Genomic DNA, 25,754 nt, shown 5'->3' with positions numbered 1-25,754 from the left:
AAAAGGGACCCGGAAAATCACCACCCCCTTTTATGGAGGCTTAAAATCAACCGTTATCACAATCAACATACTCCCGGCCCGCTTCGGTCAACCAGTGCCCGGAGCCCAAACACCTTTTCATCAATCCCCGGTGGCATAGCCGCCCTAAGGATCTTGAAACCGATACCATCCGTTTCCTATACTCCTTACGCCCGATCATTCGGACATCAAAGGACTGACCACCTGAATAATCCGGTGTCCTGGCAGGCATCCAGTCAAAAAGCTTGATCATTATCTCCCGGGTTGTGAGTTGGAAATAATCCCTCGGCCCGTTCCCGGCAAGGCCCAGGATAGCCCGTTGGAGTTTGGACAATCCTTTTGTTTTCAATACCCCTTCAGGACTCCACTTTTCCTTCACCTTTTTGGTCTGCATATTCCCCATCAAAAAATCCCCCAGACACCTTATTTCTTCCTTATTTTTTGTCCTGAATCTTTCCCGTTTTTTTCTCTACAAAGTGAGGTTTTGGGAGGTTCCCATGGGGTCCGTGTTAACCCATAGCCTCACCTCCTTGTGAAACCCCATTTGATTCAATAGGAGTTAAAACTGGAGTTTTCCGGTCCTCGCATGGGGTTAGCTTCCTGAATCCATTCAAGGCTGCCTTGGCCTTTCCTTTCGGTGTTTTTGGTCCTGTACTCAGGCCCCCGTGGAGCGGTCAACGGCCATTCTCATAAATATCCCGCCGTTTGCATGGAGTCCCGGCCCTGGTCTTTGCTCCACAAAATTCCCGTTCTAAAAGCTGTTCATGTGTAAATTTCATTGATCTCCTTTATTCATTCTAAGTTGGCATTTGTTGGTATTCCAAAGGTGACAAAAGGTGACGTCCCATGGGGTTTGTTTGGTATCACAACCCACTTGCCCGGCTGCGTGCCTGACTCGGTTTCAAATCCTGGTAAGCCGCCAACAAAAGAGCCATGCACCCCCGGCAATCCTCGGCAAGCTCGGCCTGGTCTTGTGGTGCCCCGGAATAATCATCTTGATACTCACACCCATGGCAGGAAAAACCGCCTTTCCCGGCTGATAGGCAATCATCCAGGCAATTGGAATAATTGGGACACCATACGTTTCTTGTGCCTTTTTTACTGGTGCCCCTGGTTTTCATGCCGCCCTGATCCCCTCATTCAAGTAGACGCTGGCTTTGCTCATGCTGACACATCCAAAGACAACCGCCCCACCACATCAAGGAGCGCTGTTAACTTACGTTTTAAAACCTGATACGGCTCATGGTAATCGTTGACACCCTTGACCGTCTCATCAAGCAGCAAAGCGGCATGTTCCTCGATTAAGCGGAGCTTTCGGAGCGCTCGTTCGTCCAATATATCCCGGAAATTATCAGGAACATTTTTCAGGTTGAACACCTGCCCATAAATCAGCTTGGTAAAGGCTGTATAATATCTGTCTGCATTGCTGCTGCCTTGACCCCTGGCAAGATCCACCACTTTCTGTATGGAGCTTGTCAATTCCAGGCGCTTAGCCTTTCCGGTCTGGCGATCGTGCTGCCATTCAAGATTCTTGTGGCGCATCAGGATTTCTTCCATGGCCTCAAACGCACCAACAAACTTTATCTTCCATTGGAGCGCCTTCTTGCCGGTGAAACCCATAGCAAGGACAGCAAAAGATTTTCTGTCCATTTGATACATTTTTCTGTTTTCCCCCTTCAAATCCGTGTATTCAACCGGCTGAAAATTCAGCCCGTTGTAATCGTCAATAATCATCAAATCCTCGATTTTCTGAATGACGTTCTTGTGCTTTTTGCGGAACTTTTCAGCCACAAGTAGAGAATCGGTTAATACCTTGTTCCGATAGGCCCGGACTAAATTTTTGTTGTCAATTGGTATGATCTGCATTATGATTACCTCATCTTTTTTTTGTGGTACATGGCCGGTCAAGGGGTGCAACCCTTTTCCGGCCGGTTTGTTTTATCCCTTTAAAATTCCCCGGATCCTCTCCAGGCAATAAAAAATCATCCCGGCCATTGGCATCAGCATCAATGCCGCAACCCGGCAATCCGGATTTATTATCAATTCAAGCTCGTTCATTGGCTGCCTCCCCCAGTGTGTTTGATAGAGAACCATTTCCCGATGGGGCAGGCATCCAGGTCAAAGATAGGCTGCTGGTTCCTGCTGCATATTTGCCGGTGATCCTTCACAAGGATGAACCGGCATGGGAGACCATGAAGGCATTTTGGCATTTTAGAAATTGTTCCTTTCGAGGTCTCGATCCTATCCGCAATATCCGCAAAAGTAGCAAAAGGTATTTTTTGATCTTTTAGAATAGGGCTTTTGCTACTATTGCTCCTTTTGCGGATAGAGAATGAATTTTTATTTTTCGGTTCAACCTTTAAAGTCTCTCGCCATCCCATCGTTACCCTTCCTTCATAAAAATTGGATTGACGTGACATATTATTGAAGGCCTGCCCCCAGTTTCTTTAATCTGTGGTCTTATGTAATTTCGTTCTGTAAGTATTTTCACCGGATCTTCAATATCTGCCATTCTGGGGAAAGTCCCTTTAAGGGCGTCGAAGCAGTCCCGTTTTTTGAAGGAACTGAAACCCTTGCGCCGTATCCAGCACCAAACCTTACGGGCTTTATCCATGCCTTCGTCTGCCCCCATAAGATCAAAGGCAATAAGGGCATGATTTGAAAAGACCGCCGCAATATCAAGGGCGCTTTGCATGGTTTCCAAAGAAACTTGTTTAGTCCATGGCTGATCTATATTTTCGGCACAATGGAGTAACCCGGCAATCCTCGCTGCAGCCCCTGGCAGTTTCCCGGCCCACCCCCGTATGAATTCAAATTGCCCACCATCCCTTAATCCTTCCTCGGTCACATGATAGAAGGCAGACCACTCCTTGTAAGCACCATGTGACAGTTTCAAAATATATGGGCAGGATTCCCCCCTTTCATTTTCAGGGGAAGTAATATCCAAAAGACTATGAACCACCCGTTCATACTGTGAGTCCAAATCTTTTGGTATCGGAACAGTATCAAGGGTTCGATATCCAAGGTTTGACTGCGGTAAGAGATACAATGGCCTTGCCAATAACCCTCGGCCTCTAAAGCCTGGCTTGCTTGCCATGCCTTTTAAAACGTCTGGCTGTGGTGAAAGACCCAAAGACAAACAAGGATTTTCAAGATTTACGGGTTCTCTACTTCCCCGGTCCACCCGTACAGGGTCCCCTGCATGGCCTTGTAGGAATAAATCAAGGTTGGGGATACCGTTGGAATAGCGCCCCCCAAGAATGTCAAAAATTCCACCCTCTGCTGACAAAACAGTCATTCGTTCATTATTTATGCCCATCAGCGTTCCCAGGTGTTCTGGGGTCACGTCCTGACTCCAAATTTGTGGTGCTACCGGGATAGGTTCAAGCTCATTCTCAAGAGTAAAAATCTCCTCTTGAATTTCATCGAGCTTACCAGGCTTGGCCTTTCCATATTTTGCCCGCAACGATTTTAGCCTTGACTCCTGAAGGGATCTAACCACCTTGGCATGGCTGATTTCAGGTTCCATGGTGATACGTTTCTCATTTTCCCACCTTGTCAACGGTCTTGTGCAGGCAGTTAAAGTTGAGCTTTTACGGTTTGCCGGTTCAAGGGCAACCACAACCCAAAGGTTTAACGGTTCTCGGTATCCCTCTTTCACTTCGATCATAAAACGACCCTGGCAGGCTGTGGCTAAAACCGAGAGAATCAACCCGGCTGACATTTCAAAAGGAGTTTCCGTCTCCTCTGATATCGCCCTGGCCATCTCTCCAACAACCCCAGGAAAAGAAGATGGATCAAATTTTGATGGTTCCCTATCTTCAATGGAAACGATATCACCCCAAGGCTCTTGGATTGTCTCTTTTCCAGTTGTCCTTTCGGCTGTTGCTTTTTCGGTCACATAGGAACGAGCCTTTTTAATCTGTGGCTGTAACCATTGTACTGGGGATTTCTGCCCACTGTATTTTTCCCCGATGGGATAGGAGTTGAATATGGAAAATATCTGTCCGTCATCTAAATTTGAATAAACCAAGGCATTCAGCACGGTTTGTATTGCCTCGCTGCGCTGACCCACTGGTGCTCCTGACAGAATAAAATCCTTGGTTCCGGGTTTAACGGGCAGGTGGTTTATGTCTCCATCAAACTGGAAAGGTTTTGTCCCGTTCTTTGGTTTCTGGTGCTTTTCCTGGCTCTTTCGTTGCCTTTCAATCTTCTGTGAATGCCATTGTTCCAGAATATTTTTAAGTTCTTCAAAATCGACACTATCACCAATAGGTTTGGCAAATGTAACGAACTGTGGTTCAGGGGAGCGCCCAGCATCAACTTTTTTCTTGTTGGGATAGTTCAGGGTTCCAGGTATCCGCCAGACGTGCGAAAGGTCTTTTGTACCAAAATCGCAACCACTGTATTCTTGGAGCATGACCGCAACGGGTTTTGCGGCATCCGGTGCAACACCATCTGTGAAGATATAACCGGCCTGGAATCGATCTTTGGAGGTTTCAAGTACGTATGTGGGTTGAAAGGGTAATCTCTCCGGCCATTTATGGGCCTGATCATCGTCAAGGTCAGCCACAAGACCGAAAACGGTTGAGATATCAGCCTCACCACCTTTTTTACCCGGCGGTAGATCCTCCCTAAATGAGCAAAGAGGCACATAAACGTTTCTGTGAGTTTCCCGACTTAAATCGTTTACGATTTTTAAAAGGATATCACCGTTACTTGTGGTAGAGAAATGTTCAACCTTTGGAGGAAGATTCTCCCCGGTCTGCGGATTCTGCCCGTAGGATGCAAGGACCATTTTTCCTTTGCATCCAAAATGTTTACCTGCCTGCTGCAACGCTTCCAGAACCGAATCTTTAAAGAAAAAGCTATTGCAATTTTCGCTACTTATGGTATCTTGAATCATCTTTTTAGTTCCACCCTTTGGCCCGTCTCCCCGTTCAGGTTTCGGGCCTTTTTTTTCACCTGCTGCCTCAACTTAAATACCGCCGGTTCCACTGGTGGGGTCGTTGGCTTCACGATGCGGCATAAATCCGTTTTGCTTCTTTGACCTGTGCATCCCTTGCCCGTTCTGCCATCTTCAACCATTCATCATTGTCAAAGAAGAGTTTCCCGGCGATTTTAAGCACTAAAGCCGGATGGGTTTTCTTGCAATTCCATTTGTAAATCGTGTGAACTGATACGGGGAGTTGTCCGGCATCTGCGGCTTTTTTGACTTCTACAAGATTCATTGATTTCTCCTGCTTTGGGGTTTTACTTGATTATCTGTAATTATATGTTTCGATAGACACCGAGTCAAGAGAATAGACTAACTATTGCGGCATATTATAGAAGTTCGGCAACTACCGAACAAATATATTTTAGCGAAACAAGTTTAAAAGGAGGGGTTCTGGTGCGATTTCTTTAAAAAGAAAAAGGCTGTTTGTTACGATAAAAACAAACAACCTCTAATGGATAGGATGGGGGAGGGAGTCATTCTGCCCGTTTTTCACGCCCGTGGGTTGTCCGGCAAATATCAGAACAATACTTTTTCCGGCCCTTGCGCCTGATAACCGTGAATCGGCCGCAATACTCGCAGAACAGAAAATAATCTTGACCACCTAAAAAAAGGAAATCAAAAAAAACACGGACAACGGCCACATCCCATGGAAAAGTTGAAGGCCATTTTGTTTTTATCTCTCCGCCAGGGTAAGACAAATGATAATCGTGGTTGTGACAGGTTGGTGTTATTTTTATTTTATCAGGAAATATTCTTAATTGGTCGGTTAATCCGTTATATCCTTTTAGAAGAAAAACCCACCTATCAGGTTTAAAAGAAACATAATGTTCTTTTACTTCTGAATGATACAGCTCAGACAATGTAAGATCCCATGGTCTACTAATACCTTCAACAATCCGCTGAAAAGAATCTTTTATAATTGGTTTTATTAAAAAAGCATTTGATGCTTGTTTCTGAGCATACATAATCCAATCAATATAATCATCTATATCAAAATATTCTTTATCATAAGTCATGGTTTCTCTTATTGCAGATAGTATTTCTTGACCTTCATTACTTTGTAATTTATAAAGAGATTCAAAATTACCCTCTAATTTGACAGAAAGGGTTTTCATTACTGAGTATGCGAATGAAGATAGATTTTCAAAACTTTTAATATACTCATTTTTTTTTTGTGTATCAGCACGATCAAAAAGCTCCAAAACTTGTAAGGTTGTGTCATTTTCAGAAAGAGGTAGATCAACCCCATACATTTTTATGAATTTTTTTGCTAATTTCTGATAATCCCAGGATTTAATATCAGGATTTAAAAACTTTTCTAACCACTCTCCGAGTTCTATCATTCTATTAAAATCTTTACTTGGCATTTTTAAAAGCCTCCATGTTAACCACCTGAGCAACTTCCTTTTTTTCAAGTAGGCTATCCGATAAATTGACGGCATCTCTAAGTGTTTTATCTGCAAGGTGAGCGTAACGCTGTGTCATGGCTGCATCCTTGTGACAGAGAAGTTTTTGAACTGTGTAAAGATCGACTCCTGCACTCACAAGGGCACTTGCAAAATGATGCCGTAACCCGTGGAGTCTAAAATCTTTGGGCAATCCTGCTGCAACCTTGATCCTATCCCAGGGACCTTTAAAGTCTGTCCTTTGCTTTCCATCTTTCCCGTAAAATATCCATTGGGTTTTATAATCCTTTGGTAGGCTGTTCAAGACTTCAACGGCCTTGTCAGATAGGGGTAAGGTCTGATCAAGCTTTCCTTTGGGATCTTTCAAAACCATGCTTTGCCGGGTAAGGTCCACGTTTTCCCAGGTGAGTTTGAACAGTTCCCCACGCCTTAGCCCGGTATGCAGGCAAAACAGAATAAACCCGGCTGACATTTTGTTGTGCCACTTCTCCAGGACATCAAGAAGGCTGTTCAATTCATCGTCAGTCAAGAACTCTGTTACCTGGTTGTTGAGCTTTGGCTTTTTTACTTTTTTGCAGGGGTTGTCACCAGAGTACAGGCCCCACTGTTCAGCCACAGAATAAAGCCTGGTGAGTAACACCACTTGATGTTTAATGGTTGCTGCTGCATATGGTTTGCCCCTCTTGCTTTTCCCTTTTTTCATCGTGACCATGAATTTTTCAATATCGAATGGGGATATGGTGTCAAGGGGGTTGTCAGCAAAAACAGGTTTAAGGTGGTGGTTGTAATGGTATTGATCGTTCAGCCATGTTTTTTTATTAACTTTTACCCAGGGTAGATATTTTTCCCATACCTCCTGCAATGTGATTGCAGACTTTGGCTTTTCAATATCAAACTCACCCCGGACAATATCCCCTTGAAGCTTGCCTTCAATATCCCGTGCAAGTTCAAGGTTGTTGACTGTCCGTATGATCCTTTTCCCGTTTGCTCGGACAATGACCCGGTACTTTTTATTTTTTGGGAAGGGACTCCCACAACTGGAACATTTCTTTGAACCGAGCTTACAATCTGTCTTGCACTTTTGACATCTAATGTTGATCGCCATTTTTCGGCCTCCTTGATCCGGTTTAAGGGGTGACAAAAGTGACACAATAGGGGTACTATTGCATACTGTTTCGCACGAACCGATACAAATAGAATAAGCGAACCATATAACAATGTCAAGGGTTTTACAATGATATACAAAAGTATAAAAAGGGGTTTTAAAGGACTACGAATCAGGAGGTCGTGAGTTCGAATCTCGCCAGGCGCACCACTTTAAAATCAAGGCTTTCAGCGATTTTTCGTTGAGGGCCTTTTTTGTTAGAAGGAGAGATCAGCAGGCCAACCAACCCGCACATCTCACATTACATGATCAATTCACAAACCGATTCTTGTTACCCTGCAACCTCTCAATCCGGGCACACCGCTCCCGTTCCCAATCATCCACCGGGTCCTCCTTTGCCCAGGCCTGAAAAAGCTTCCTGTTCTTTTTGCTGATAATCCCCCGGCCCGGGTAAGCATCGGCCATGTAAAAATAAATCCTGGCGATATCTCCATGAATTTCTGGACAGGGCTCTGCCTTCCGATTTTCAATCTCCATATCACAGTTCCCGAAGGCCCGTGGTTCTCCTGGGATCATGGCATAACTGTAATTCGATCGAAGGGCATTGACTTGACCATTGGCAGGAACAAGATTATAAAGGTCTGCCTGCATATGCCTGTACTCCATATTGACCTTCTCAGCACATTTTCTGCCTTTAAACGCTTTCCCTTTTCTGTCGACACAACCTGGATCTCCTTTCCGCCATTCAAAAAAGCTCTGGCCAAAAGCTTGGGCAGGGACCACATGTTCCCACTCAACCTTTCTGGACCTCTTTACATGTTTAGTTGTCGGAGAAAACTTGTCGGACGGGATGATTTGTTTGCCCGCAGTAAAGGGACAACCACAATAAAAAGTGATCCGGTGGTCATAATAAACTTGGTTCAGCAGAAGTCTCTTAGCCTTGGAGAACGAATCTATTTTGGTATTACTGCCGGCGCAGGCCTGGCTGATGGAAAGCAGACAAATCGATAGCAGGACAACAGGTATGAAGAACCTCCTGAAATGGTTCATGGTACTCATTTAAAAGAATCCTTTATTGCAAATTTGAATTACCCTTTATGGAAGGGAACATTAATGCCAGGGAGGTGTTTATCAAGCGGAGAAACTTCAGTCAAGAGTATAGAGAGACTGCCTTGGCTTGTTGTTAAAGGGAATACTCAGGCGGGTGATTCAAAAAAATATTATCAAAAGGGTCCTCATCACCCCAGATTGTTCAAAGGAACTAAAAAAAAAGGACGCCACGGCCTTCAATGCCGACCATGCCCCCGAGAACAGTAATTGAGGTATCTTGGAATCTAACCACAGAAAAGATTACCGACCAGATTTTCTTCAATTCAAACAAGGTCTGGCAACATTGGACCCGGCCGGAGTTCCAATCTTAAGCAAAACGCTTTCCGGTGGATGGTCAGGCTGAGCAATAGCCATGCTCAGCGCCGAAAAAAATCGTTTCAAGTTTGTTTGGACAAAGCCGAAAGCAAATTGACGAGACTCACGGCAAAGGCTAACGACTCCGCCGATTCGTTTAAGCTCAACGCCAAAAAGAGATTGCAGGCATGCAATGTCGATGCGTATTTATATCTTTATGACCTTTTTTACCCTATAACCCACATGTCCTAGCGGACACAACGAAGCATGAAACTCGACAGTAGTAGGCCGGTGGGAACGGGTGTTGCCCTGAACGGGTTAAATGGCAACGGTGGACACGAGGTCCAAGGAGTTGCCATTTCCCTCGGAGCAGGCCATGGACGGCCTGCGAGAATGAGTGAAGGGCAACACCCGTTTCCGCCGGCCGGTCGAAGCGAGTTTCATATAAAACCGGCACGGCCGGAGCGGGGGATCTGCCCTCCTGGCCACAACGAAGTTTGAAAAGCCTTCACTGATGATGTTTCGGTGGGTGTTTCTTATAAAGCCAAAAAAATCCATATTCTATGAACTTTATGTTACATTTTTTTGCAACTATTTTTTTATTGATATATAAAAAAGTTTAAAGCAATAACTTAAGCAACTTGAAGATAAAATATATGGTTTGGCATATTTTATGCTTCATTTCTTAGACGTTAAGAGATTAAAATAATTGAAACCTAATAAACCGACTTAAACCGTCCTTTTTGACAATTATTTAACTTTTTAAGGAATTCAACATGATAAAAAAAATATACTTTTGGTTATTGCTGTAATTTTCTATCTCAGTATCGTTGGGAATGCCACGGCGACCCCCTATTATGATACAGACTTTATTCTTAAAGCTACCGAACACACTAGCATTTCCTCACGCTGGTTTACCGATGATTCCGCCATCTGGACGGCTTGGGACAATCAATGGGTGGAATACACAGTAGCTCTTTCCCCTGGGGAGTGGGATATTGGATTAAATGTTATTAACTCAACTTTCTGAGAAGTAAATTCATCTCTATTCCCCTTCCAATAGGGGCGTTTGCCGATTGGAAAGGCCGAAATATACAAGTGCTTCACCCATTATCAGGTCGAGCATGGAATTTATGATCTTCTCAGACAAGTTATGAACCTTTCGTAACGTAGCCATGGCTAATTGCATTATCCTCGTTAGTGCATCAAGGAAAGTTATGTTGGCCAATTCTTCATTGCAGGCTCTGAATAAATCTCCAAATGATCGTTGATCAACGCTTTTCCTTTGGAACAGACTCAGAATATTGTATCTGGCCATTACCAGGGAAGTGTGTCCGATCAAACCATCATAGTTCCGGATTTGGATCTCTTTAACCAGTTTTAGATGCTGTTTGCACATTTTAAAAAATACTTCGATATCCCAGCGTTTACCGTACAGCCTTATTATTTCATCATCTGCTATGGTAATATCTGTTGATAAAAAGGCGAGCCATCCTCGTTTTTTATCACAGGGGACAAATATGACTCTGGCTTTGTTCCCGTCAGGTAACCGAACAAGGACACTGGCCTTAACTTTGGCCTTCCCTCTTTTTTTCTTTAATTTTCCATAAAGGTCACTTAACCTGAGTCTCTTTCCATTGTACTCGTAAAACCATTTTGGATGATCCTTAAGCATGCAGATAATGTGGATATGCTTGCGAAGGCTCGAAATCACCGAAGGCATTGAAAACCAACTATCCATTACAAGATACTTCGCCCTGATACCAGTCTTGAGGGCCTTTTTTACCATTGGTTCCAGATGCATTGTGGATTTTGTTATCGCTTCTTTGCGGCGTTGATAACCGCACGTTCTTTTATCAATATCTGGATTGATTTCATTGTATCGATTCTTTTTGTTTGCTGATGATAACAAGGCAAAATCAATCCCGAGAAAACTGTTACCATCTGACCAGCCAAGAGTAAGCAGCCTGAAGCCTTTTAGATATTTGTGAGTTGCATGATCATATACACGGGAAAGAAGTTCCACTTTTTTGGAACGGCTTCTGTCGTATGGCGAGTCATCAAAGATAAGAACCTCTTCAGAAGAATTATCCAGAAGACCCTTAATTATACAATAAATTCGGCTGCTAAGAAGAGTTGTAAACCGTCTCCAGTTATAGGTGGGCGAATTTAAAAAGTCATACACGGCATCTTTTCCGACTCCCACTTTTTTATTCCGCACTACGCCTTGGAAGAAGTTTTTGCCAATAAACGCCAGATTGAAAACGATAGTGAACAATTCCAGGGGAGAAGCACCTTTGGTTTTGACTATACCTGAATTGTTGAGCATGCTTCCAACTTTTAATTTGGAAAAATAGTTACCAAAAATTCCGAGCTTTTCAGGATTTATGGTTTGATTTTGATATTCTGTCGAGGTAATATGCATTTTGATGAGATTCCTATCTTTGATTGTTGTTTTTTAGGGGTAAAGAACACGTATCATAGGTAGTGAATCTCGTCAATATTAATAGTTATTTCAAATTGTTGTATTTTTAAAATTTAGAGTGACTAAACTCCGAAAGTTGAGTTATTAACCACGGGAATATCACCCCTGGCTGGTATTCTGATTTCAAAATCCAAGCATCCATATCTCTATTAGACTCCACCAATTCTACAAATCCTACCGTAGATACAATCGACACCAGCACTCTTACGGTGAATGCAAGCGACACCAACATTTATTCAGACCATGTAGATGTTTCAATTTTCAGCGCTGGTTCGTACAACATCCGGTATACATGGTTAAATGATCAATGGGCACCTGAAAAAGGCTTTGATGCAAACATCCAGATTCAAAATGTTTTTTTTGATAATCAAGCCACCATATTCAACATAGAGCCCATAAGTGTAGGCCTGCTTTCTGTTAATAATCAAGCCACCATACCCAACCCAGAGCCCGCTAGCCTGCTTCTTTTTGGAACCGGTTTAATGGGACTTGCCAGCTTTTTAAGCTCACATTCCGCACCATAGAGTATAAATCTCCACCATTTTTTTGGGGTATTGATTATCCGCCGGGAGTTGTGAATATTTGAGACTTCAGGCCCAACGCCTTTAAATATTCTAATTGCTTCGTGGATAAGGGTCTGTTCAGTCGTCTGTGATTCCCGATTTTTAAAATCATCAGATACTGAAAACTTATCATCAGCATAAACGAGGTGGGTTTGAAAGTTCTTCTTTTATTCCAGCCGGGAAGATCCTTGTTCTCTTTTTTCGCATATCGTCTCATGTTATATTCGATAAGACGCCAGATCAAAAGAGACAGGAGAAGAACAAGGGCCAGCACCTCTATACGTTCAGCTTTTTTTAGAAAAATCGAATTCACGATCGGTGTGTTCTTTATGAAACCAAAGTTTTGCTCGATCCCATATTGATCTTTGTACGTCCGGAGGATATCGTAGGAACTGTATCCTTTCTGGCCGTCCCTGTCCACATTGCACAACAGGACAAAACATCCAGTTTCTTTTTTGAGATTTTCCACAGCTTCGGTCTCGGCCAATTCACAAGAGATACTGTACATCATTTTGTCCAATGCCCGGGAGCCGTCTTTTTTGGGCCGTCCCCGTTTATATTTCGGGATTTCAACAACCTGGGTGACGGGTTTATAAAAAACATGTTTTGCTTCGCTCATCTCTATAGCCGCTTTCTCAGCATCCGCATGGCAGAAGAACTCCTGCTTTGACAAGATTTTGATTCTTTTCGAAAGTTCTGTATGCTCATTCTTCAGCTCTCGATCAATTCGATTTTGCCGTCTTTTATCGTGGGCGCTTGAATGAACCACAACCGCCCTGTATGATCGACCATACAAGATCGCTTCCGATTCACATGCTTTATACACAGCGGCCGGTCGGTTTTGGGTTTCCGTGGTATCAGACAATTTCCCAAGATCAGTCCAATTGTCCTCAACGATGCTTTTTTGGATCAGGCGGGAACACTCCTTGTAGGTTGCAGGCAGACGGCTGATAAACCTAATTTCATCTCCGATCTTTTCCATGTTTTTTCGGGTAACCATTGCAGAATCAGCAATGTAAATAAATCCTTCTTTCTTGATTCCATTTTCCGCCATGTATTTTGATATGGATGAAAGCACCTCATTGTTGATGGTTTTGTCTGATGCATTTCCATCTTCAGTTTGACCAAATACCGGAATGGTGCGATCAACACAGAGCATTTTAACCAAGAACTGCTTCAAATCAGGCCTGTGGTCCTTGCTGTGGCCGTAGGTGATCGTCATGGTTTTACTGTTATCGGCATCTTTGGAATACAAAGGGTAGTCCCCCTGGACAGTTACCGAGGTTGTATCAAAACTTACATGGCTACGGTCTATGTTGAAATAATCTAAGGCTCGTAGGGAAATCTCTGAGAAAACCTTCATTGCACCGTATTCGTATATCCTGTCCAATACACGTCCAACGGTATAATCAGAAAATTTTCGGGGGTCTGTCTTTTTTCCCAAAAGAAGCTCGGTGTCCTGATTTTTAAAAAATGTATTCAGTCTGTACAAGGGGCTTCTTCCGGTTAAGGTATCGAGTACCATTCCAAGAATAACTGTCCCGGCATCAATCCCCATTTCAGTGGGGACCAGGGTGTTTATTATATCAATTATCCCTATTTTACGGGCATATGAAGAAATGATTGGAAGATGTTGAACGGTAAACCCATCTATTTCTGGTAATTCTTTCATGCATTGCCTCAATGTATTGTTTTTCATTTTGGCAAATTATAATAAAACAAATTAGAAAAATCTAGGGTAAATTACATTCAGTAAATAAAAATTATTTATCTTAGGGCGATTTGAATAACTTACTTTTATCATGTAGAAAAACAGTCATCAAAAAATAGTCCTTTTTTTCTGTTGGGGGTGTCGAATGTGAGTTTAAGGAAAAGGAGGGATTGACCATAACGCCAACCCGGCAAAAACGGTTGGCGCCAAATCAAGACGTATTGCTCCATTGAATTAAATTTTCATAAACCTGGGGGTGTCACAAATTTTAACGAATCGGCATGGCAGAAACAGGGTGTAGCCTTGGCCACAACAAATGATGAAACACCTCTGATGGTGATGCTTGAACAACTGTTTTCCCGACCGGGTCAGGGTCTGAGTTGTTGCTGAAATCCTATTAAAATGGAAGCTGGATAATAAATTTTGTCCCAGAACCGGGATTCGACTCAACGCTCATTTTGCCGCCATGACTTTCAGTAATGATAAAATAGGAAACAGAAAGACCAAGACCTGTACCGACACCGACAGGCTTGGTAGTGAAAAAAGGTTCAAATATCCTTTTACTGGTCGCTTCGTCCATCCCGGGGCCATTATCTTCAATTTCAATACGCAGCATATTTGTTTTTATTTCCCTCATGAGTCGAAAAATAAAACGTGGGCACCCCTGATTAGGGGTGCCCCTTCTTTCCTGCATGGCCTGGGCGCCATTTCTGAGAACATTCAGCAATACCTGCTGTATCATATTGCCTTCACAGGGAACCATGGGCAAATCCGCTTCATATTTTTTGATAATTTCTATGGTTTTAAAGTCATAATGTTTTTTTAAGTCATAATCCGACCCTGCAAGTTCCAGGGTTTTGTCCAACAGATCAGCAAGATGATAAGAGGATACATATGCATCACTTTTTCGGGCAAAACTGAGCATATTGTTCACAATTTCAGCCGCTCTTTTCCCCGATGCGTTAATGGTGTCGATCATAGCCATTATCCCCCTGGCTTCCATAAATTTCTGAATAGCTTCAACGGTGGTGCCAGAGGCTTTGGCAGCTTTAACATTGGCAGGAATATCAATTCTTCCGCCAAGACGATTTGCCATAACGTTTGCTGTCTGTATCATCCCGGCCAGGGGATTATTAATCTCATGGGCCATGCCGGCCGCAAGCCCGCCCAGGGAAAGCATTTTTTCACTCTGTACGATCATCTTTTCCATACTCAGTTTTTCAGTGACATCGTCCACTCGAATCACGGCTCCTTCAACGCCATTGGCAATCAAAGGGTATATGGTAACATCCTCAAAACGGGTGTTGCCTTCAAGATGACGAGGTCTTTTTAATTCCTGCTTTATTTCTCTGGTTTTGATACTTTCGGTAATTATTCCCATTTGAGATATCAACTGGGGGAATACCACTGAAAGCATTTGACTCTGTGCTGCATCGGAAGATATCCCTGTGGCTTGCTCAGCTTTTTTGTTCCATTGGGTTACTTTGCCATGGGCATCCACCCCTATTAGAACAGACGGCATTGAATCAATGATGTTGGACAGATAATTACGCAGGTGGTGAAGTTCTTTTTCCACCCTTTTACGTTCGGTAATATCAAGATAGACCACCATCAAGAGACGGTTTCCAGGAGTTTCTATGAATCGTCCGAATAAGGTGCAGTTACGGACATCGCCATCGTGGCGTCGCAGGAGGGTTTCAAAATCAGCAACATAATTTTGCCGGTTGGCCATTGTTATCAGACGAGCTCGGTCTTCAGGCTCTACCCATAATCCGATGTCATTCCCACTCCGACCGTCAGCTTGTTTTCGAGAATACCCAAACGTATTATACCATGCCGAATTCCAAGTCGTCCCGGTATAACCTTCGACAAACTTAGCATAGCCCATCGGTACCGGTGCTGACTCGAAAAGCTGTACAAAGCTGTTCTCACTCTCACGCAAGGCCTGTTCTGCCTTTATGCGATCCACTTTTTCCTTTTCTAACTCCAGAATCCGCTTTTCCAGTTCTTCGTAGGTCAGTTTTCCAGCCATGGGAAAAAACTCCAAATTTAGCAATAGCAGATATTGTTTCTATTTTCAGGATACGAAAGATCGCAAATTTTGTAACTTGAACGAAATTGCTTACCTTTTAGCCCGTCTACTGAGTTAGGCCCATGATCAAAGAACAACTATACATGCTGCACCTTTAGGGCCTTGTAGATAAATCAAAATTCGGCGCTATTTCTGTTCAACTTATTATCATCTGCGGTCCTAACTAACATGAAATATACATTTTTCAATTGTGGCAGTACAATGATCTTTGATCATACAACACATATTAATACGAGACAAATCAATTCTATTGCTTAAATATAGGAAAAATGGATATAGGGACAATATTTTCAAAACCAAATGAATTACGAATAAGGCCCATGGTCAAGCTTGAAAAAGCATAGGCAGGCACTGGCCGCCTACCTTGACCGGTTTATTTCGTGTTTGAACGAAAACTCACCCATCTGCGGCGTTGCTACAAATTTCTGAAATCCTCACGTACACTAGTACACTCCGGTTTCAGAAATTTTTGCGCCTTGCATATGGACAATTTTGCGCTCAAACACGGGTTTTCAGTCAACCACTATTTAACAATGAAGCGGACCTGATGATCGCGCCAATGGTCGCCGGGTTTAAAAACATGGGCATGAACAAGGTGGGAACCGGGCTCAAGCTGCCACAAATATTTCCCCCCCTGTGTCACACCAAGGCGTTTACCGTTAAGGCACCACTCGACTCGATCCGTTGGATCAACACCGAGCAACTCAAACTCAAACGCCTCGTCCCTGTCCGGAATCCTGGGATCCATTGCCATTTCAAGGCCATTAACAGGCTTTAAAAAACCGATCCGATCCTGGTTTGCTCCCCTGTTTTTTGACACAGCACCCCCTTCTTTTAATCTGTCGGTCCCATAAACTTTTATCTTTCCAACCCCTCCGGGTTCAGTACCTGGAACAAACCACTCGTCCTGGGGAGCCCGGGTATTCGGAACGGCCTGAAAAACTTTTTTTCTAATCAAATTCGGACTCAAATAGAGCGGAGCTGTGTTACCCTTCTGGTTAAGCCATGCAAAAATCGATCTGACCACCATGGCAGGCCCTGTGGCGCCGGTAACCCCGTCCATGGGGTGCCCGTCAAGATTTCCCATCCAGGCACCAACGGTATAGTCGTTGTTGAATCCCACAGTCCAGGCGTCGTTATAGTCATTGGAAGTGCCCGTTTTGACTGCCGTTTCCAGGGGAAAATTCAGCAATGACCCCCTGCCGAACTCAAGCTCCCTTGCATCTGGGTCAGAGAGAATATTTGCGATAATCGATGCCGTTTCCCGGGAAAAGACCCTTGTTCTTTTCGGGTTCCAGCACGGGTCAGCTCTCCATGTAAGGGGTGAGAAAAGACCTTGGCAGGCAAGGGTTGCATAGGCCTGAACCAACTCATACAGAGTAACCTCCCCGTTACCCAGGGCAAGACCGTCTCCGTAAAATTCAGGATGCCTGTCAAGGCTTGTAATTCCAAGGCTCGAAAGGGTTGATAAGAAGGCGTCAACCCCGGTGAAACCAATGGTTCTGATGGCCGGAATGTTGAGCGAGTTCCCAAGGGCCTGGCGCAGGGTGACCGGGCCATAGTAACGGCGGCTATAGTTATGATAGGTGTGAAGCCCGGTACCCACTGGGTTTGCAAGGGGCGTGTCCTGGATCAACCTTGCAGCATTCCAGCCCTGTTCAAGGGCAAGGGCATACAGAAAAGGCTTTAACGTCGAACCCGGCTGTCGGGGAACCCGAACCGAATTGATCAGCCGTGAATCATCCCCACCCACACAAACCCAGGCAAGAATTCCCCGGTTTTTGTGATCGACCACAAGACAGGCCCCGTTCGAGCCCCCCCTGTTGTAAAGGTCAGCAACCCTTTCCACCATGGTTGTCCGGGCAAAATTCTGAAGGGGACCGTCAAGTGTGGTTGTTATCCTTCCCGGAACGCCGCCCGGTTCATTATCCGATAAAGGACCGTGCATGGGCAACACCTGCCCCTGGAACAAACTGGACTCGGTCTTTAGGGCGGCAAGGGCAAATTGTGCAAAATGACGGGCTTCAACAATGGGACCCGGGGGTTCCAACTGAAAACTGCCCTTAATGGCCCGTGCAAGCTCAAGAGCTGTTATCATCCCCCGGTCAAATGCCGAACCCCCAAAACGGGCAAGTGCCGGCTGAATGGCCCCGGGATTTTTGCCCAGGTCATAACTGGATGGTGCACGCACCAGTACAACCAGCGCCATCATCTCCTTTAGACTCAAAGTATCCAGGGATCGGTTGAAATAGTACAGGGCCGCCTGGGCAACACCCCGCCTGTTGCCGGCATAGGGCACCTGGTTCAGGTAAAACTCGAAAATCGACGCCTTTGTGTTGGAGCGTTCAAGGGACATGGCTTCAAACCCTTCAATCCAGCGTGCCCAGATACGCCTCTTTCTCGGATGCACCATGCGAACCACCTGTTCTGTGATGGTACTTGCCCCCCGAACGGTATGAAACGCCCAAAAATTCTGAGCAAGGGCGTGGAACCTGGCTTTCCAGTCCATTCCCCTGTGGCGAAAAAACCGTTTGTCCTCTGAAAAGAGAAATAGTTCTTTCAAACGGTCAGGTATCTGATGAAGGCTTAGGGGAGAGGTGTTCCACGGGTTGGTATATGTGACGGTCAATGGATTGCCATATCTGTCAACCAGGCTTGGTTTTGAAACCTCTTTTAGAAGTTCTGCCAGGGGCCGGGTCCATGGCACCATACCCTTCCAGGTTTTGACCATGAGCCCGGTCGTTACAAGGACAGCCACTAGCCCGGCAAGGATAAAAATCCGTACCCTAGTCCACCCAACCCTCATCTATCGGGATCCGCCACAACAAGGGTGGTTTCAACCCCCTGGCCGAATACGTCCGTGTCATACATTTCCTGGGCCCGGACCGGAAGCCAGGTAAAACGTCCAGAGGAGATGACCTGGGCCGTGTAGGAAAGGCGGTAACTGCCCTGGGGAAGCCTTTCAGAATAAAACCGCACCCCTTTGTGGGTCAGCTCCCTATGGTAAAACCAGCGTTGACCTGCATCCGCTGCCGGGTCAGGCGCCTCAGCCTCCAGATCCAGGATTGAAGCGGTTGCAAGGCTACGGTTCACCGGCTCAAGCCCGCCTGGAACAGGATCGTCCACAACCACAAAATTCCTGTCACCGCCCGGGGAAACCAACAGGTCCACCCGCACAAGGTCACCGGCCATGAGGGTAACAGGATCATTGAGAACGACAGATTTTCCGTTGCGCTCAACCCACACCCTTCTCTGCACAGAAATACCTGCATTGACAGATCGGGGGAAAGGGGTCTTTAGCGCATAGGACATGAGGGTCTGAACATAGAGTCGGCCCTGCCCTTTTCGTTCAACCGTCAGCAACCGGGACCTGCCCGGATCATCGGATTGAATCGGCCGGGCCAGGCGAATACTCCCTTGTTTTTTTCCCTGAAAGTTGGCCGTTCCAAGGGCCTGACCATCAACATCGGCAGTGACATCCATGGCTGTCTTTTCGTTCTCAAAGGCCCGGGCATAGGCCAATAGTCCCCTCATGGCAAAGACACTATCCTGGGTGCTTTCCCAGTGATCCCGGCCCCTGCGGGTGTCGGTCAGGTAACGGACAAGACCCTGGGGAATATCCCGGGACAAGGCCTTGTTTGCCTGCCCCCCATAGGCGACCAGGGCGGCAAGAGCAGCACTGTTGGTCCGGATGGGTGTTGATGCAATCTGGAGGTACCCCTTATCAGGGGCTTCGCTGAAGCTCATCTTTCCTCCGGTCCGGTCGGAAAGGGCCAGAATGGAATCAACACAACTGTCCGCCATTACCCCGGCTCCCGGGGTCATAAGGGCCGCCTCCAGCAACATGGCCCTGCCAAAAAGTCCCATTGACTTAAGATGGGGAAAAACCCGCTCAAGATCATCCATCTTACCTTTATTGCCCCGGGCAAGGGCGGCCAGGGCAACAGCCCGCACCGTTGCCTTCATCCCCGGGGAATAAAATTGCGGTACATGGTCCTGTTTTAACAGGGTTCGAACAAAGGCATGGAGTCTTTGTTCAACAATTTTTGGCACCTCATACCCCGCATGTTCTATAAGAGAAAAGGCAAAGGCTGTGTAGGCCGACAGATATGGGCTGACACGCTCCTGATCCGGTCTGTAATAGGCCATCCCACCGTTTGGGGCCTGGAAAGTCACGGCCTGGGCCAGGGTTTGCCGCACAAATTCATCGCTTTTATGCCAGACAAAGGTCCTGCCCGGTGCCTGGTTATTGTTCAAATCCATGGTCTGATTCTCTGCTCCGGAAATCCAGGGAGCAAGATCAGGCAAAAGGGCTGCAACAACGGCCCGGCTGAGGCGTTGCTCCCAGCAGGTGTAGGGATAATCACGCATATAGGCCAGGGAAGGTTCAAGGGTTCCAAGCACCGACGACGAAAGCACAACCCCCAGGCTTCCCCGATCTGTCCGGATCTTTTCAGGCACCGCCAGGGTTTGGGTCAGACGATTGCCATCAATGGAGCCATAGGTGGCAACGGTTGTCACCTTGTCCCGACCGTTCACCGTCAAAGAATGGGCCATGGCGTCCGTGTCCAGGTCATCCCCGGCCGTTGCGCTGAACCGTATTTTTCCCTGTTTTTCTGCAGTCACCGGCATCCACACGGTCTCGCGCTTAAACGGCGGCAGAAAAAGGGTCTTTTCCACAGATGCAATCGAACGGTCACCAACATCCATGGCATCAATTTTTACAGCAATAGAGCGTCCCCGGTCCGTTCGGTTCATGATGCTGAACCCTGCATTGAACCTGTCACCCACCATGACCTGATTGGGCATGACCGGTCGAACCTCGGTGGGCAGGTTCACCTTAAAGGTCTGCTCACCGGTTCCCATTCGGTCCGTGGGGGTCACGGCCATGGCAAAAATCCGCCAACCCGTGAGATTATCAGGCACCTTGAACTCAAACACTGCCCTGCCCCTCGGGTCAGTTGGAATCGACGGATTCCAGTAGCTCACATATTTAAAGATTGATCGCATGGAAATGGTGGCGCCCCCATCCCCTCCGGGTGAGGCCCCTTTTTTGGAAAAATTCTGAATACCCACGAGTCTTTTCATAAGCGAATAATTGACAAGATCCAGGCCGTCAATGGTGTAAAACCCCCTAAAGGGATCAAACGGATTACCTGCCCGACCAATGAGGTCAAACACGGCCTCGTCAAGAACGGCAACGGCAATCTCCACAGGCTCGTCCCTGTTGTCAGCCCGGACATCCACCCTGACCGTATCTCCGGGTTTGTAGGTTTGTCGTTCCACCGCCACAGCAACCTTGATCTGTCGGTTGGGATCAGCCACCTCAACCCTGTGGTATCCCATACGTGATACTGGTTTTCCAAGGTCCAGACCATTGTTTCCCGGAGAAGGTGACACCCTGGGAGAGACGATGTTCACTGAAAAGAAAAAACCAGGGGCAAACTCAGGTTCAACCGGAAATTCAATCACAGGGGTGCTTCCCTCCAGGGTCATTACCCATTGTTTAAGAACCCCGTACCGCTCCACGGTTACAAGGGCCTTTGCCCCTGGAAAAGGGTTCTTGACCAGGTAGCGTGCCGTGGCACCCACTTCAAGACGATCGCTTTCAGCGATCAAGGTCAGGGCATTGGCTTCTGGATGATGCCACATCACCCGGTCTCTGCCTGAAACCCAGAACCCCAGGGTACTTGTGTGTTTCCTTTCCCTGGTGTCGTTGATGGTTGCCGTAATACGATACGCTCCTGGCCGGTCCGGAACAAAATCAACGGGCAGGGGGTGATCACTGGACGCTGCCTGGAATTGTTTCACCCTGGTCCACTCATCCACATAGATCGTCTTATATGCGTTCCCCGCCCCCTTGACCCTGGATGCCTTTGTGGTCAGGCGTTCAACCCAAAAGCCCGTATTGATACCCGCCTGGGGGGCGCCGCTTTCATCCACCACCACAAAGGGAAAGGTCGCTGGTTTTCCCTGGTAATAGAGCCAGCTGTCCGACCTTAACCCCACGAACCGATCCCGGCCGAAAAAATCAACCGAGGTTGTGGCGGCTATGGTTCCCCCCCTGTCATCCCTTACGCCCGACTCGACAACCACACGGCCAAAGGGCGTTCGATCATGGATCAAATCAAACCCTGTGACAAGCTCCCCCCTGTTGTTCAGGGCAGCCTGGTTGTTGAAAAGGATCACACCCTCCTGGTCCTGCTGGTCCGCCTGGAACCAGAAATCCTTAACCAGGGAATGGGCTGATGAAAAGCCCCGGGGTTCAAGGCGTAAGATAACCTGGGTTGATGCGCTGGTGTATGGTCCACCGGCATGGAGCTTTGCTGTGGTTGTCACCTCAACCTTCTGGCCAGGCCGCAAAACAGACTGATTCAACTGGGTTGTCACCTTGAAGGCTGCAGGAACAAAATCACTGACCAGCACCTTTAAAGGGGTCCACGAGATCTCGGTAAAATCGGCAGAAAGCTCAAAGGAATAATGCCCTACACTTCCAGTTTTTGAGCTGGTAAACCGTCCGTCAAAGGCACCGAATTTTGAAAGGGTTATATTGTTTTGTTCATGGACCACCTTGCCCGTTGGGTTGATAATTTTAAGGGTATAGGATCCTTTGGGGGCCTGGATAAAGGTTCCGTTATTCTGATCCCGGACATAGATCTTGAAATCAATGGTTTCTCCGGCACGATAAATTCCCTGGGCCGTGGTGCCCCAGGTGTGGACATGGCTGTAGCGCCGGCTGAGATTGGATGAAAAAAGAGCGCCCGAGGCCCGATAGGTATCGGTCTCAAACCTTGGGCTCAAAGGGACCAGGGCCATGAGGTCATCCTTGACCACCTTGACAAACAAACGCTCGTCACTGTTCTCCCAGCTCCAGTCAAACAGTTTCAGCCCGGGATCAAGGGTTGAGGTGCCCGGCAGGATCAGGATGCCATCCTTGTCTGTCACGCCCTGGGCCAGGACAGGCCCGTCGCCTTTCAACCGGGTCACAGCGTCTTTGTAGACAAAGACTGCTGCACCGGCCACAGGATCCCCGGTTTTAAGATCCACCACCCACACCAGGGTGTTGAAGTGACCCGATTTCACATGGACCTCGAAGGGTGTCTTCTGGACAAAAAAAGTTTTCTGCCAGTTGGATTTTTTCACCCCTGGCCGGGTGGCTATTGTTCCAGAAACAGCCCCGGACCGATGGTGGAGCATGGTGTTGACCCCAAGGGGAATTTTAACTGCCAGGTCCTGGACCGCCTGCACCGGCGTCTGGTGTTCAAGATTTTCTTCGGTTTTATCAACAGTCATTCGCCGGTAGTGAACGTTCACCAGGTCAAGATTGGTCACCACCAGGGGAAGATCGTTGTCTATGCCGTTTTCCAGAACAGCGGTATCGTAGACAAGGGTATAGTCAGGGGGCCGGTGGTCGGTGTGAAAGGAAAAATCAAGGGGAATTTCAAGCCTTCGGCCGAATTGGTCCCTGAGCCGTAAGGCACTCTCCTTGACCCGGTAGGGGGTATGGGCCACAAGATTGACCGGCAAAGAGACCCGGTAGGTTTGCCCCTGTTTGTGGGGAAAACCCAGTCCGGAATAGGCATAGACATTGGCCCAGGGATTAAACCCCGGTCGATCAGATGCAAGGCCTGGAAAAAACTCCACGCTCTTTCTGAAATCATCAACACTTACCGGCGTGGAAAAGACAAGGGCCAGGGGGGCCAGGGGGTTCGGTCTCGGCATGGTTTCATTCTTAAAACCATGGGCCCGGATCAACAGGGATTTATCTGCGTTGATGGGGTAGGCTTCAAGCCCCAGGAACTTGAACTCAGGAAAGGTGCGAAACACAACAAGGGTCGAGTTTGAGACACCAGGAACAGGTCCCATGGCCGATCGAACACCTGCCCGGATGCCAAGGGTCACCCGGGCATCCTGGGCCAGCTCATTTTTCGGTGACACCAGCCATACCCGCCGGGCGTTGCAGGTTTGTCCGGTTTGACCGTCCTGGTTCTCCAGGGTTTCACACGGGATGTTAACCCCAGGTTCCGGGTCGTCCGGATCCGGGACGACAAGGGCAGCTGTTCGCTGCCTGGCTGAATTGTTTATCTCAAAGAAGAGATGATCTTCCAGGGAAGGCCCCAGTACCGGCTGGTTAAACACCAGCCTGAGCACAGGCGTCCCAGGGGCTTCCCAGGTTTTAAAGCCTGAATATCGCATCTGGGGCCGGAGGGTTGTAAACGAATGGACATGGGGCCGGGTCAAGCTGGAGCCGTCCTCGGCCGTTATGCCCGGCCGGATGGTCATGGTGTAAACCGTGGCAGGTTTAAGCCGCTCTTGTTCGTCAAGCTCAAGACCCAGGGTAGAAGGGGTCAGCCATCGCCACTGGCCGTTTACCAGGGGGTCAAAGGTAATGGGAATTTCACTCTGATCCCTTTCCATTCTTCCCAGGGGAACAACCTTCTGGTTGAACTCAATGGTAATCTGGCGTTTTGCCGGAACGTCCATACCCTGGGGGGTGATGCGCATGATTTTAAAGGCTTCACCAGCCATGGACGGCTGGGAAAATAACACCATCAACAAGGAAAAAAGCACACCGGCGATACCGGCGCAAAGAAAAGATCGAGGACATAATTTCATGGTCAATCCTGCCTTTTGATTTTTTTTTAATTATTCCATGTGAAACGCCCACCAAAGCATTGCAATCAGAACAATTGGTCATTCGTTGCAGCCAGGCAGATACCATGTTCCGGCCATGCCGGTTATTTTATATTCCGCTCATTCATCCAAAATCAGGCGCTTGCCTAAACTGATGACATTGTCCTGTTTGTACCCGATTTTTTGATAGAACTCAATTACCTTGACATTGGTATTCCGTACCTGGAGGTTGATTTTCGGGCAACCCGATTGCTGAAGCAGGGTTTCTGCCTTTTCCATAATACGTCTGCCCATACCAGAACCTTGATGAACAGGGTCCACGGCAAGATAGTTGATCCAGCCGCGATGGCCATCGTAACCTGCCATGACAGTGGCAACGATTTGCCCTTCAAAACACCCCACCAGAAACATTTCCGGCTGCACCTTGAGCTTCCGGCAGATGTCATCATGGGGAGTATTCTGTGGAACGACAAGGCCGCAGTCGGTCCACAGCTGAATGACGGGCAACGCATCACCGGTCTGATAGGGTCTTATTTCAACGTTCATGGATGCGGCTTCTGAAACGTCATCAGCTTTTTTCCTTTCTCATATTGACAGAATCGCTTTAAGGGTATTAACAAATTTGTAAAAACACTTCGTCCTTTTTCTCAAACTACGAATATCAAGATTATCAAACATTTTTTCCCTTAATCCCCTTGATATTTCCAAATGAACCCCTTCCCCGCTTTTGCACCTGTTGCAAATATTTTCAGGACTGATCCACTGAAGCTCAGGGAGTTCACTTATTTCGGCATTAAATCCAGCGGCTTTCAATGCATGCAATATTTTTTGTTTCAAGAGCTGATTTCTTCCGCCGATGTGAACTGTCTCCGTTCTGAATCTGGAGCCATGAACTGAGATAACAATAAGGGCCTTTTGTGCAACCTGTATTCCCAGCGGCTCATCAAAACTATTGCTGGTGATGTGCAATATTTTATTCCCTGATTTCTTCAGACCTTTGAATGCATAAAAGGTATGATCACATCCGGCAATGGCATCGCCAATATCTATGGTGCCCGGCTCTATCCCCCCTCCGTGGGGAGATATTACAACAATTTTGGAATCAACTTCACGATGAAGAATCGCATAATCAGCATTCAGTCTTTCATTCTGGCTTAACTCATCATAATTCGTATATTTGTCTGGCATAATGTCACATTAAGTTAGGAGATTATTAATACGTTATTGGCAACCATCGATTATCACCGCTAACACCTTACAAAAACCCGATAGCCTCTGTCATGAATATTTTTCAAAGAACTAACACCGAGTCCCCACCCTCATTTTTGACCGTTGGG

The 25,754-nt window shown here is 46.7% G+C and carries 17 protein-coding genes and 1 pseudogene; 3 read left to right on the top strand and 15 right to left on the bottom strand.

Annotation, left to right across the window (positions count from 1 at the left end; all coding sequences use genetic code 11):
• Positions 1-46 precede the first annotated feature (46 nt).
• The 8 genes from HRM2_RS08660 to HRM2_RS08615 all read right to left on the bottom strand — a co-directional run bounded on the left by HRM2_RS08660 (position 47) and on the right by HRM2_RS08615 (position 8,587).
• A complete protein-coding gene (locus HRM2_RS08660) occupies positions 47-421 on the bottom strand; it encodes a hypothetical protein (protein ID WP_015903631.1) in 375 nt (124 codons plus the stop codon).
• A 460-nt stretch (positions 422-881) separates the two neighbouring features.
• On the bottom strand, positions 882-1,139 hold the full coding sequence (locus tag HRM2_RS08650) for a hypothetical protein (RefSeq protein ID WP_041273156.1): 258 nt from the start codon (positions 1,137-1,139) through the stop codon (positions 882-884).
• 40 nt (positions 1,140-1,179) lie between these two features.
• Positions 1,180-1,884, bottom strand: coding sequence for a Rha family transcriptional regulator (locus tag HRM2_RS25090; protein WP_015903630.1), 705 nt, complete (start codon positions 1,882-1,884; stop codon positions 1,180-1,182).
• Between the two features lie 517 nt (positions 1,885-2,401).
• Positions 2,402-4,816 carry a DUF3987 domain-containing protein gene (locus HRM2_RS28305; protein ID WP_408605354.1) on the bottom strand — a complete coding sequence of 805 codons (2,415 nt, stop codon included), beginning with the start codon at positions 4,814-4,816 and terminating at the stop codon, positions 2,402-2,404.
• A gap of 217 nt (positions 4,817-5,033) precedes the next feature.
• A complete protein-coding gene (locus HRM2_RS08630) occupies positions 5,034-5,249 on the bottom strand; it encodes a hypothetical protein (RefSeq protein ID WP_015903627.1) in 216 nt (71 codons plus the stop codon).
• A 241-nt stretch (positions 5,250-5,490) separates the two neighbouring features.
• Positions 5,491-6,384, bottom strand: coding sequence for a hypothetical protein (locus tag HRM2_RS08625; RefSeq protein ID WP_015903626.1), 894 nt, complete (start codon positions 6,382-6,384; stop codon positions 5,491-5,493).
• Positions 6,374-7,528, bottom strand: a complete 1,155-nt coding sequence (locus HRM2_RS08620; RefSeq protein ID WP_015903625.1) for a tyrosine-type recombinase/integrase — start codon at positions 7,526-7,528, stop codon at positions 6,374-6,376. Before HRM2_RS08620 ends, HRM2_RS08625 begins: the two co-directional genes overlap by 11 nt.
• Before the next feature lie 309 nt (positions 7,529-7,837).
• Entirely contained in the window at positions 7,838-8,587 is a 750-nt protein-coding gene (locus HRM2_RS08615) for an endonuclease I family protein (RefSeq protein WP_015903624.1), read from the bottom strand.
• 190 nt (positions 8,588-8,777) lie between these two features.
• Here HRM2_RS08615 and HRM2_RS28435 point away from each other — a divergent pair.
• Positions 8,778-9,148 (top strand): annotated as a pseudogene (locus tag HRM2_RS28435) (hypothetical protein); the annotation flags it as partial.
• 51 nt (positions 9,149-9,199) lie between these two features.
• Positions 9,200-9,433: a hypothetical protein gene (locus tag HRM2_RS26570; protein WP_148214530.1), complete on the top strand. Its 234-nt coding sequence runs from the start codon at positions 9,200-9,202 to the stop codon at positions 9,431-9,433.
• 544 nt (positions 9,434-9,977) lie between these two features.
• On the opposite strand, the gene HRM2_RS08595 is transcribed toward HRM2_RS26570, so the two are convergent.
• Positions 9,978-11,357: an IS4 family transposase gene (locus tag HRM2_RS08595; protein ID WP_015903621.1), complete on the bottom strand. Its 1,380-nt coding sequence runs from the start codon at positions 11,355-11,357 to the stop codon at positions 9,978-9,980.
• Between the two features lie 269 nt (positions 11,358-11,626).
• Here HRM2_RS08595 and HRM2_RS08590 point away from each other — a divergent pair, with 269 nt between their 5' ends.
• Positions 11,627-11,941 (top strand): PEP-CTERM sorting domain-containing protein, encoded by a 315-nt coding sequence (locus HRM2_RS08590; RefSeq protein ID WP_015903620.1) that lies wholly within the window; start codon positions 11,627-11,629, stop codon positions 11,939-11,941.
• Between the two features lie 34 nt (positions 11,942-11,975).
• Here HRM2_RS08590 and HRM2_RS08585 read toward each other — a convergent pair whose 3' ends face one another.
• The 6 genes from HRM2_RS08585 to HRM2_RS08560 form a co-directional block, all read right to left on the bottom strand.
• On the bottom strand, positions 11,976-13,652 hold the full coding sequence (locus HRM2_RS08585; RefSeq protein WP_015903619.1) for an IS1634 family transposase: 1,677 nt from the start codon (positions 13,650-13,652) through the stop codon (positions 11,976-11,978).
• Between the two features lie 436 nt (positions 13,653-14,088).
• The gene (locus HRM2_RS08580; protein WP_015903618.1) at positions 14,089-15,723 is read right to left on the bottom strand and encodes a PAS domain-containing sensor histidine kinase; all 1,635 of its coding nucleotides are present in this window, start codon (positions 15,721-15,723) and stop codon (positions 14,089-14,091) included.
• Between the two features lie 583 nt (positions 15,724-16,306).
• Complete coding sequence (locus HRM2_RS08575) at positions 16,307-18,514, bottom strand: transglycosylase domain-containing protein (protein ID WP_232364231.1); 2,208 nt, start codon at positions 18,512-18,514, stop codon at positions 16,307-16,309.
• A 71-nt stretch (positions 18,515-18,585) separates the two neighbouring features.
• A complete protein-coding gene (locus HRM2_RS08570; protein WP_015903616.1) occupies positions 18,586-24,399 on the bottom strand; it encodes an Ig-like domain-containing alpha-2-macroglobulin family protein in 5,814 nt (1,937 codons plus the stop codon).
• 138 nt (positions 24,400-24,537) lie between these two features.
• On the bottom strand, positions 24,538-24,963 hold the full coding sequence (locus tag HRM2_RS08565; protein ID WP_015903615.1) for a GNAT family acetyltransferase: 426 nt from the start codon (positions 24,961-24,963) through the stop codon (positions 24,538-24,540).
• A gap of 39 nt (positions 24,964-25,002) precedes the next feature.
• Positions 25,003-25,605, bottom strand: coding sequence for a poly-gamma-glutamate hydrolase family protein (locus HRM2_RS08560; RefSeq protein WP_015903614.1), 603 nt, complete (start codon positions 25,603-25,605; stop codon positions 25,003-25,005).
• Positions 25,606-25,754 lie beyond the last annotated feature (149 nt).

The sequence above is a fragment of the Desulforapulum autotrophicum HRM2 genome, from assembly GCF_000020365.1.
Classification (GTDB): domain Bacteria; phylum Desulfobacterota; class Desulfobacteria; order Desulfobacterales; family Desulfobacteraceae; genus Desulforapulum; species Desulforapulum autotrophicum.
The sequence above is the reverse complement of the archived record's forward strand: the minus strand, read 5'-3'. Positions and strand labels throughout refer to the sequence as shown.

What these genes read in the sequence shown, in the direction of transcription:
- HRM2_RS08630 (WP_015903627.1), bottom strand. Translation starts at nt 5,249, where the DNA reads ATGAATCTTGTAGAAGTCAAAAAAGCCGCAGATGCCGGACAACTCCCC.
- HRM2_RS08580 (WP_015903618.1), bottom strand. Translation starts at nt 15,723, where the DNA reads ATGGCTGGAAAACTGACCTACGAAGAACTGGAAAAGCGGATTCTGGAG.
- HRM2_RS08625 (WP_015903626.1), bottom strand. Translation starts at nt 6,384, where the DNA reads ATGCCAAGTAAAGATTTTAATAGAATGATAGAACTCGGAGAGTGGTTA.
- HRM2_RS08660 (WP_015903631.1), bottom strand. Translation starts at nt 421, where the DNA reads ATGGGGAATATGCAGACCAAAAAGGTGAAGGAAAAGTGGAGTCCTGAA.
- HRM2_RS25090 (WP_015903630.1), bottom strand. Translation starts at nt 1,884, where the DNA reads ATGCAGATCATACCAATTGACAACAAAAATTTAGTCCGGGCCTATCGG.
- HRM2_RS08620 (WP_015903625.1), bottom strand. Translation starts at nt 7,528, where the DNA reads ATGGCGATCAACATTAGATGTCAAAAGTGCAAGACAGATTGTAAGCTC.
- HRM2_RS26570 (WP_148214530.1), top strand. Translation starts at nt 9,200, where the DNA reads ATGAAACTCGACAGTAGTAGGCCGGTGGGAACGGGTGTTGCCCTGAAC.
- HRM2_RS08565 (WP_015903615.1), bottom strand. Translation starts at nt 24,963, where the DNA reads ATGAACGTTGAAATAAGACCCTATCAGACCGGTGATGCGTTGCCCGTC.
- HRM2_RS08560 (WP_015903614.1), bottom strand. Translation starts at nt 25,605, where the DNA reads ATGCCAGACAAATATACGAATTATGATGAGTTAAGCCAGAATGAAAGA.
- HRM2_RS08650 (WP_041273156.1), bottom strand. Translation starts at nt 1,139, where the DNA reads ATGAAAACCAGGGGCACCAGTAAAAAAGGCACAAGAAACGTATGGTGT.
- HRM2_RS08575 (WP_232364231.1), bottom strand. Translation starts at nt 18,514, where the DNA reads ATGGTCAAAACCTGGAAGGGTATGGTGCCATGGACCCGGCCCCTGGCA.
- HRM2_RS28305 (WP_408605354.1), bottom strand. Translation starts at nt 4,816, where the DNA reads ATGGTCCTTGCATCCTACGGGCAGAATCCGCAGACCGGGGAGAATCTT.
- HRM2_RS08595 (WP_015903621.1), bottom strand. Translation starts at nt 11,357, where the DNA reads ATGCATATTACCTCGACAGAATATCAAAATCAAACCATAAATCCTGAA.
- HRM2_RS08570 (WP_015903616.1), bottom strand. Translation starts at nt 24,399, where the DNA reads ATGAAATTATGTCCTCGATCTTTTCTTTGCGCCGGTATCGCCGGTGTG.
- HRM2_RS08615 (WP_015903624.1), bottom strand. Translation starts at nt 8,587, where the DNA reads ATGAGTACCATGAACCATTTCAGGAGGTTCTTCATACCTGTTGTCCTG.
- HRM2_RS08585 (WP_015903619.1), bottom strand. Translation starts at nt 13,652, where the DNA reads ATGAAAGAATTACCAGAAATAGATGGGTTTACCGTTCAACATCTTCCA.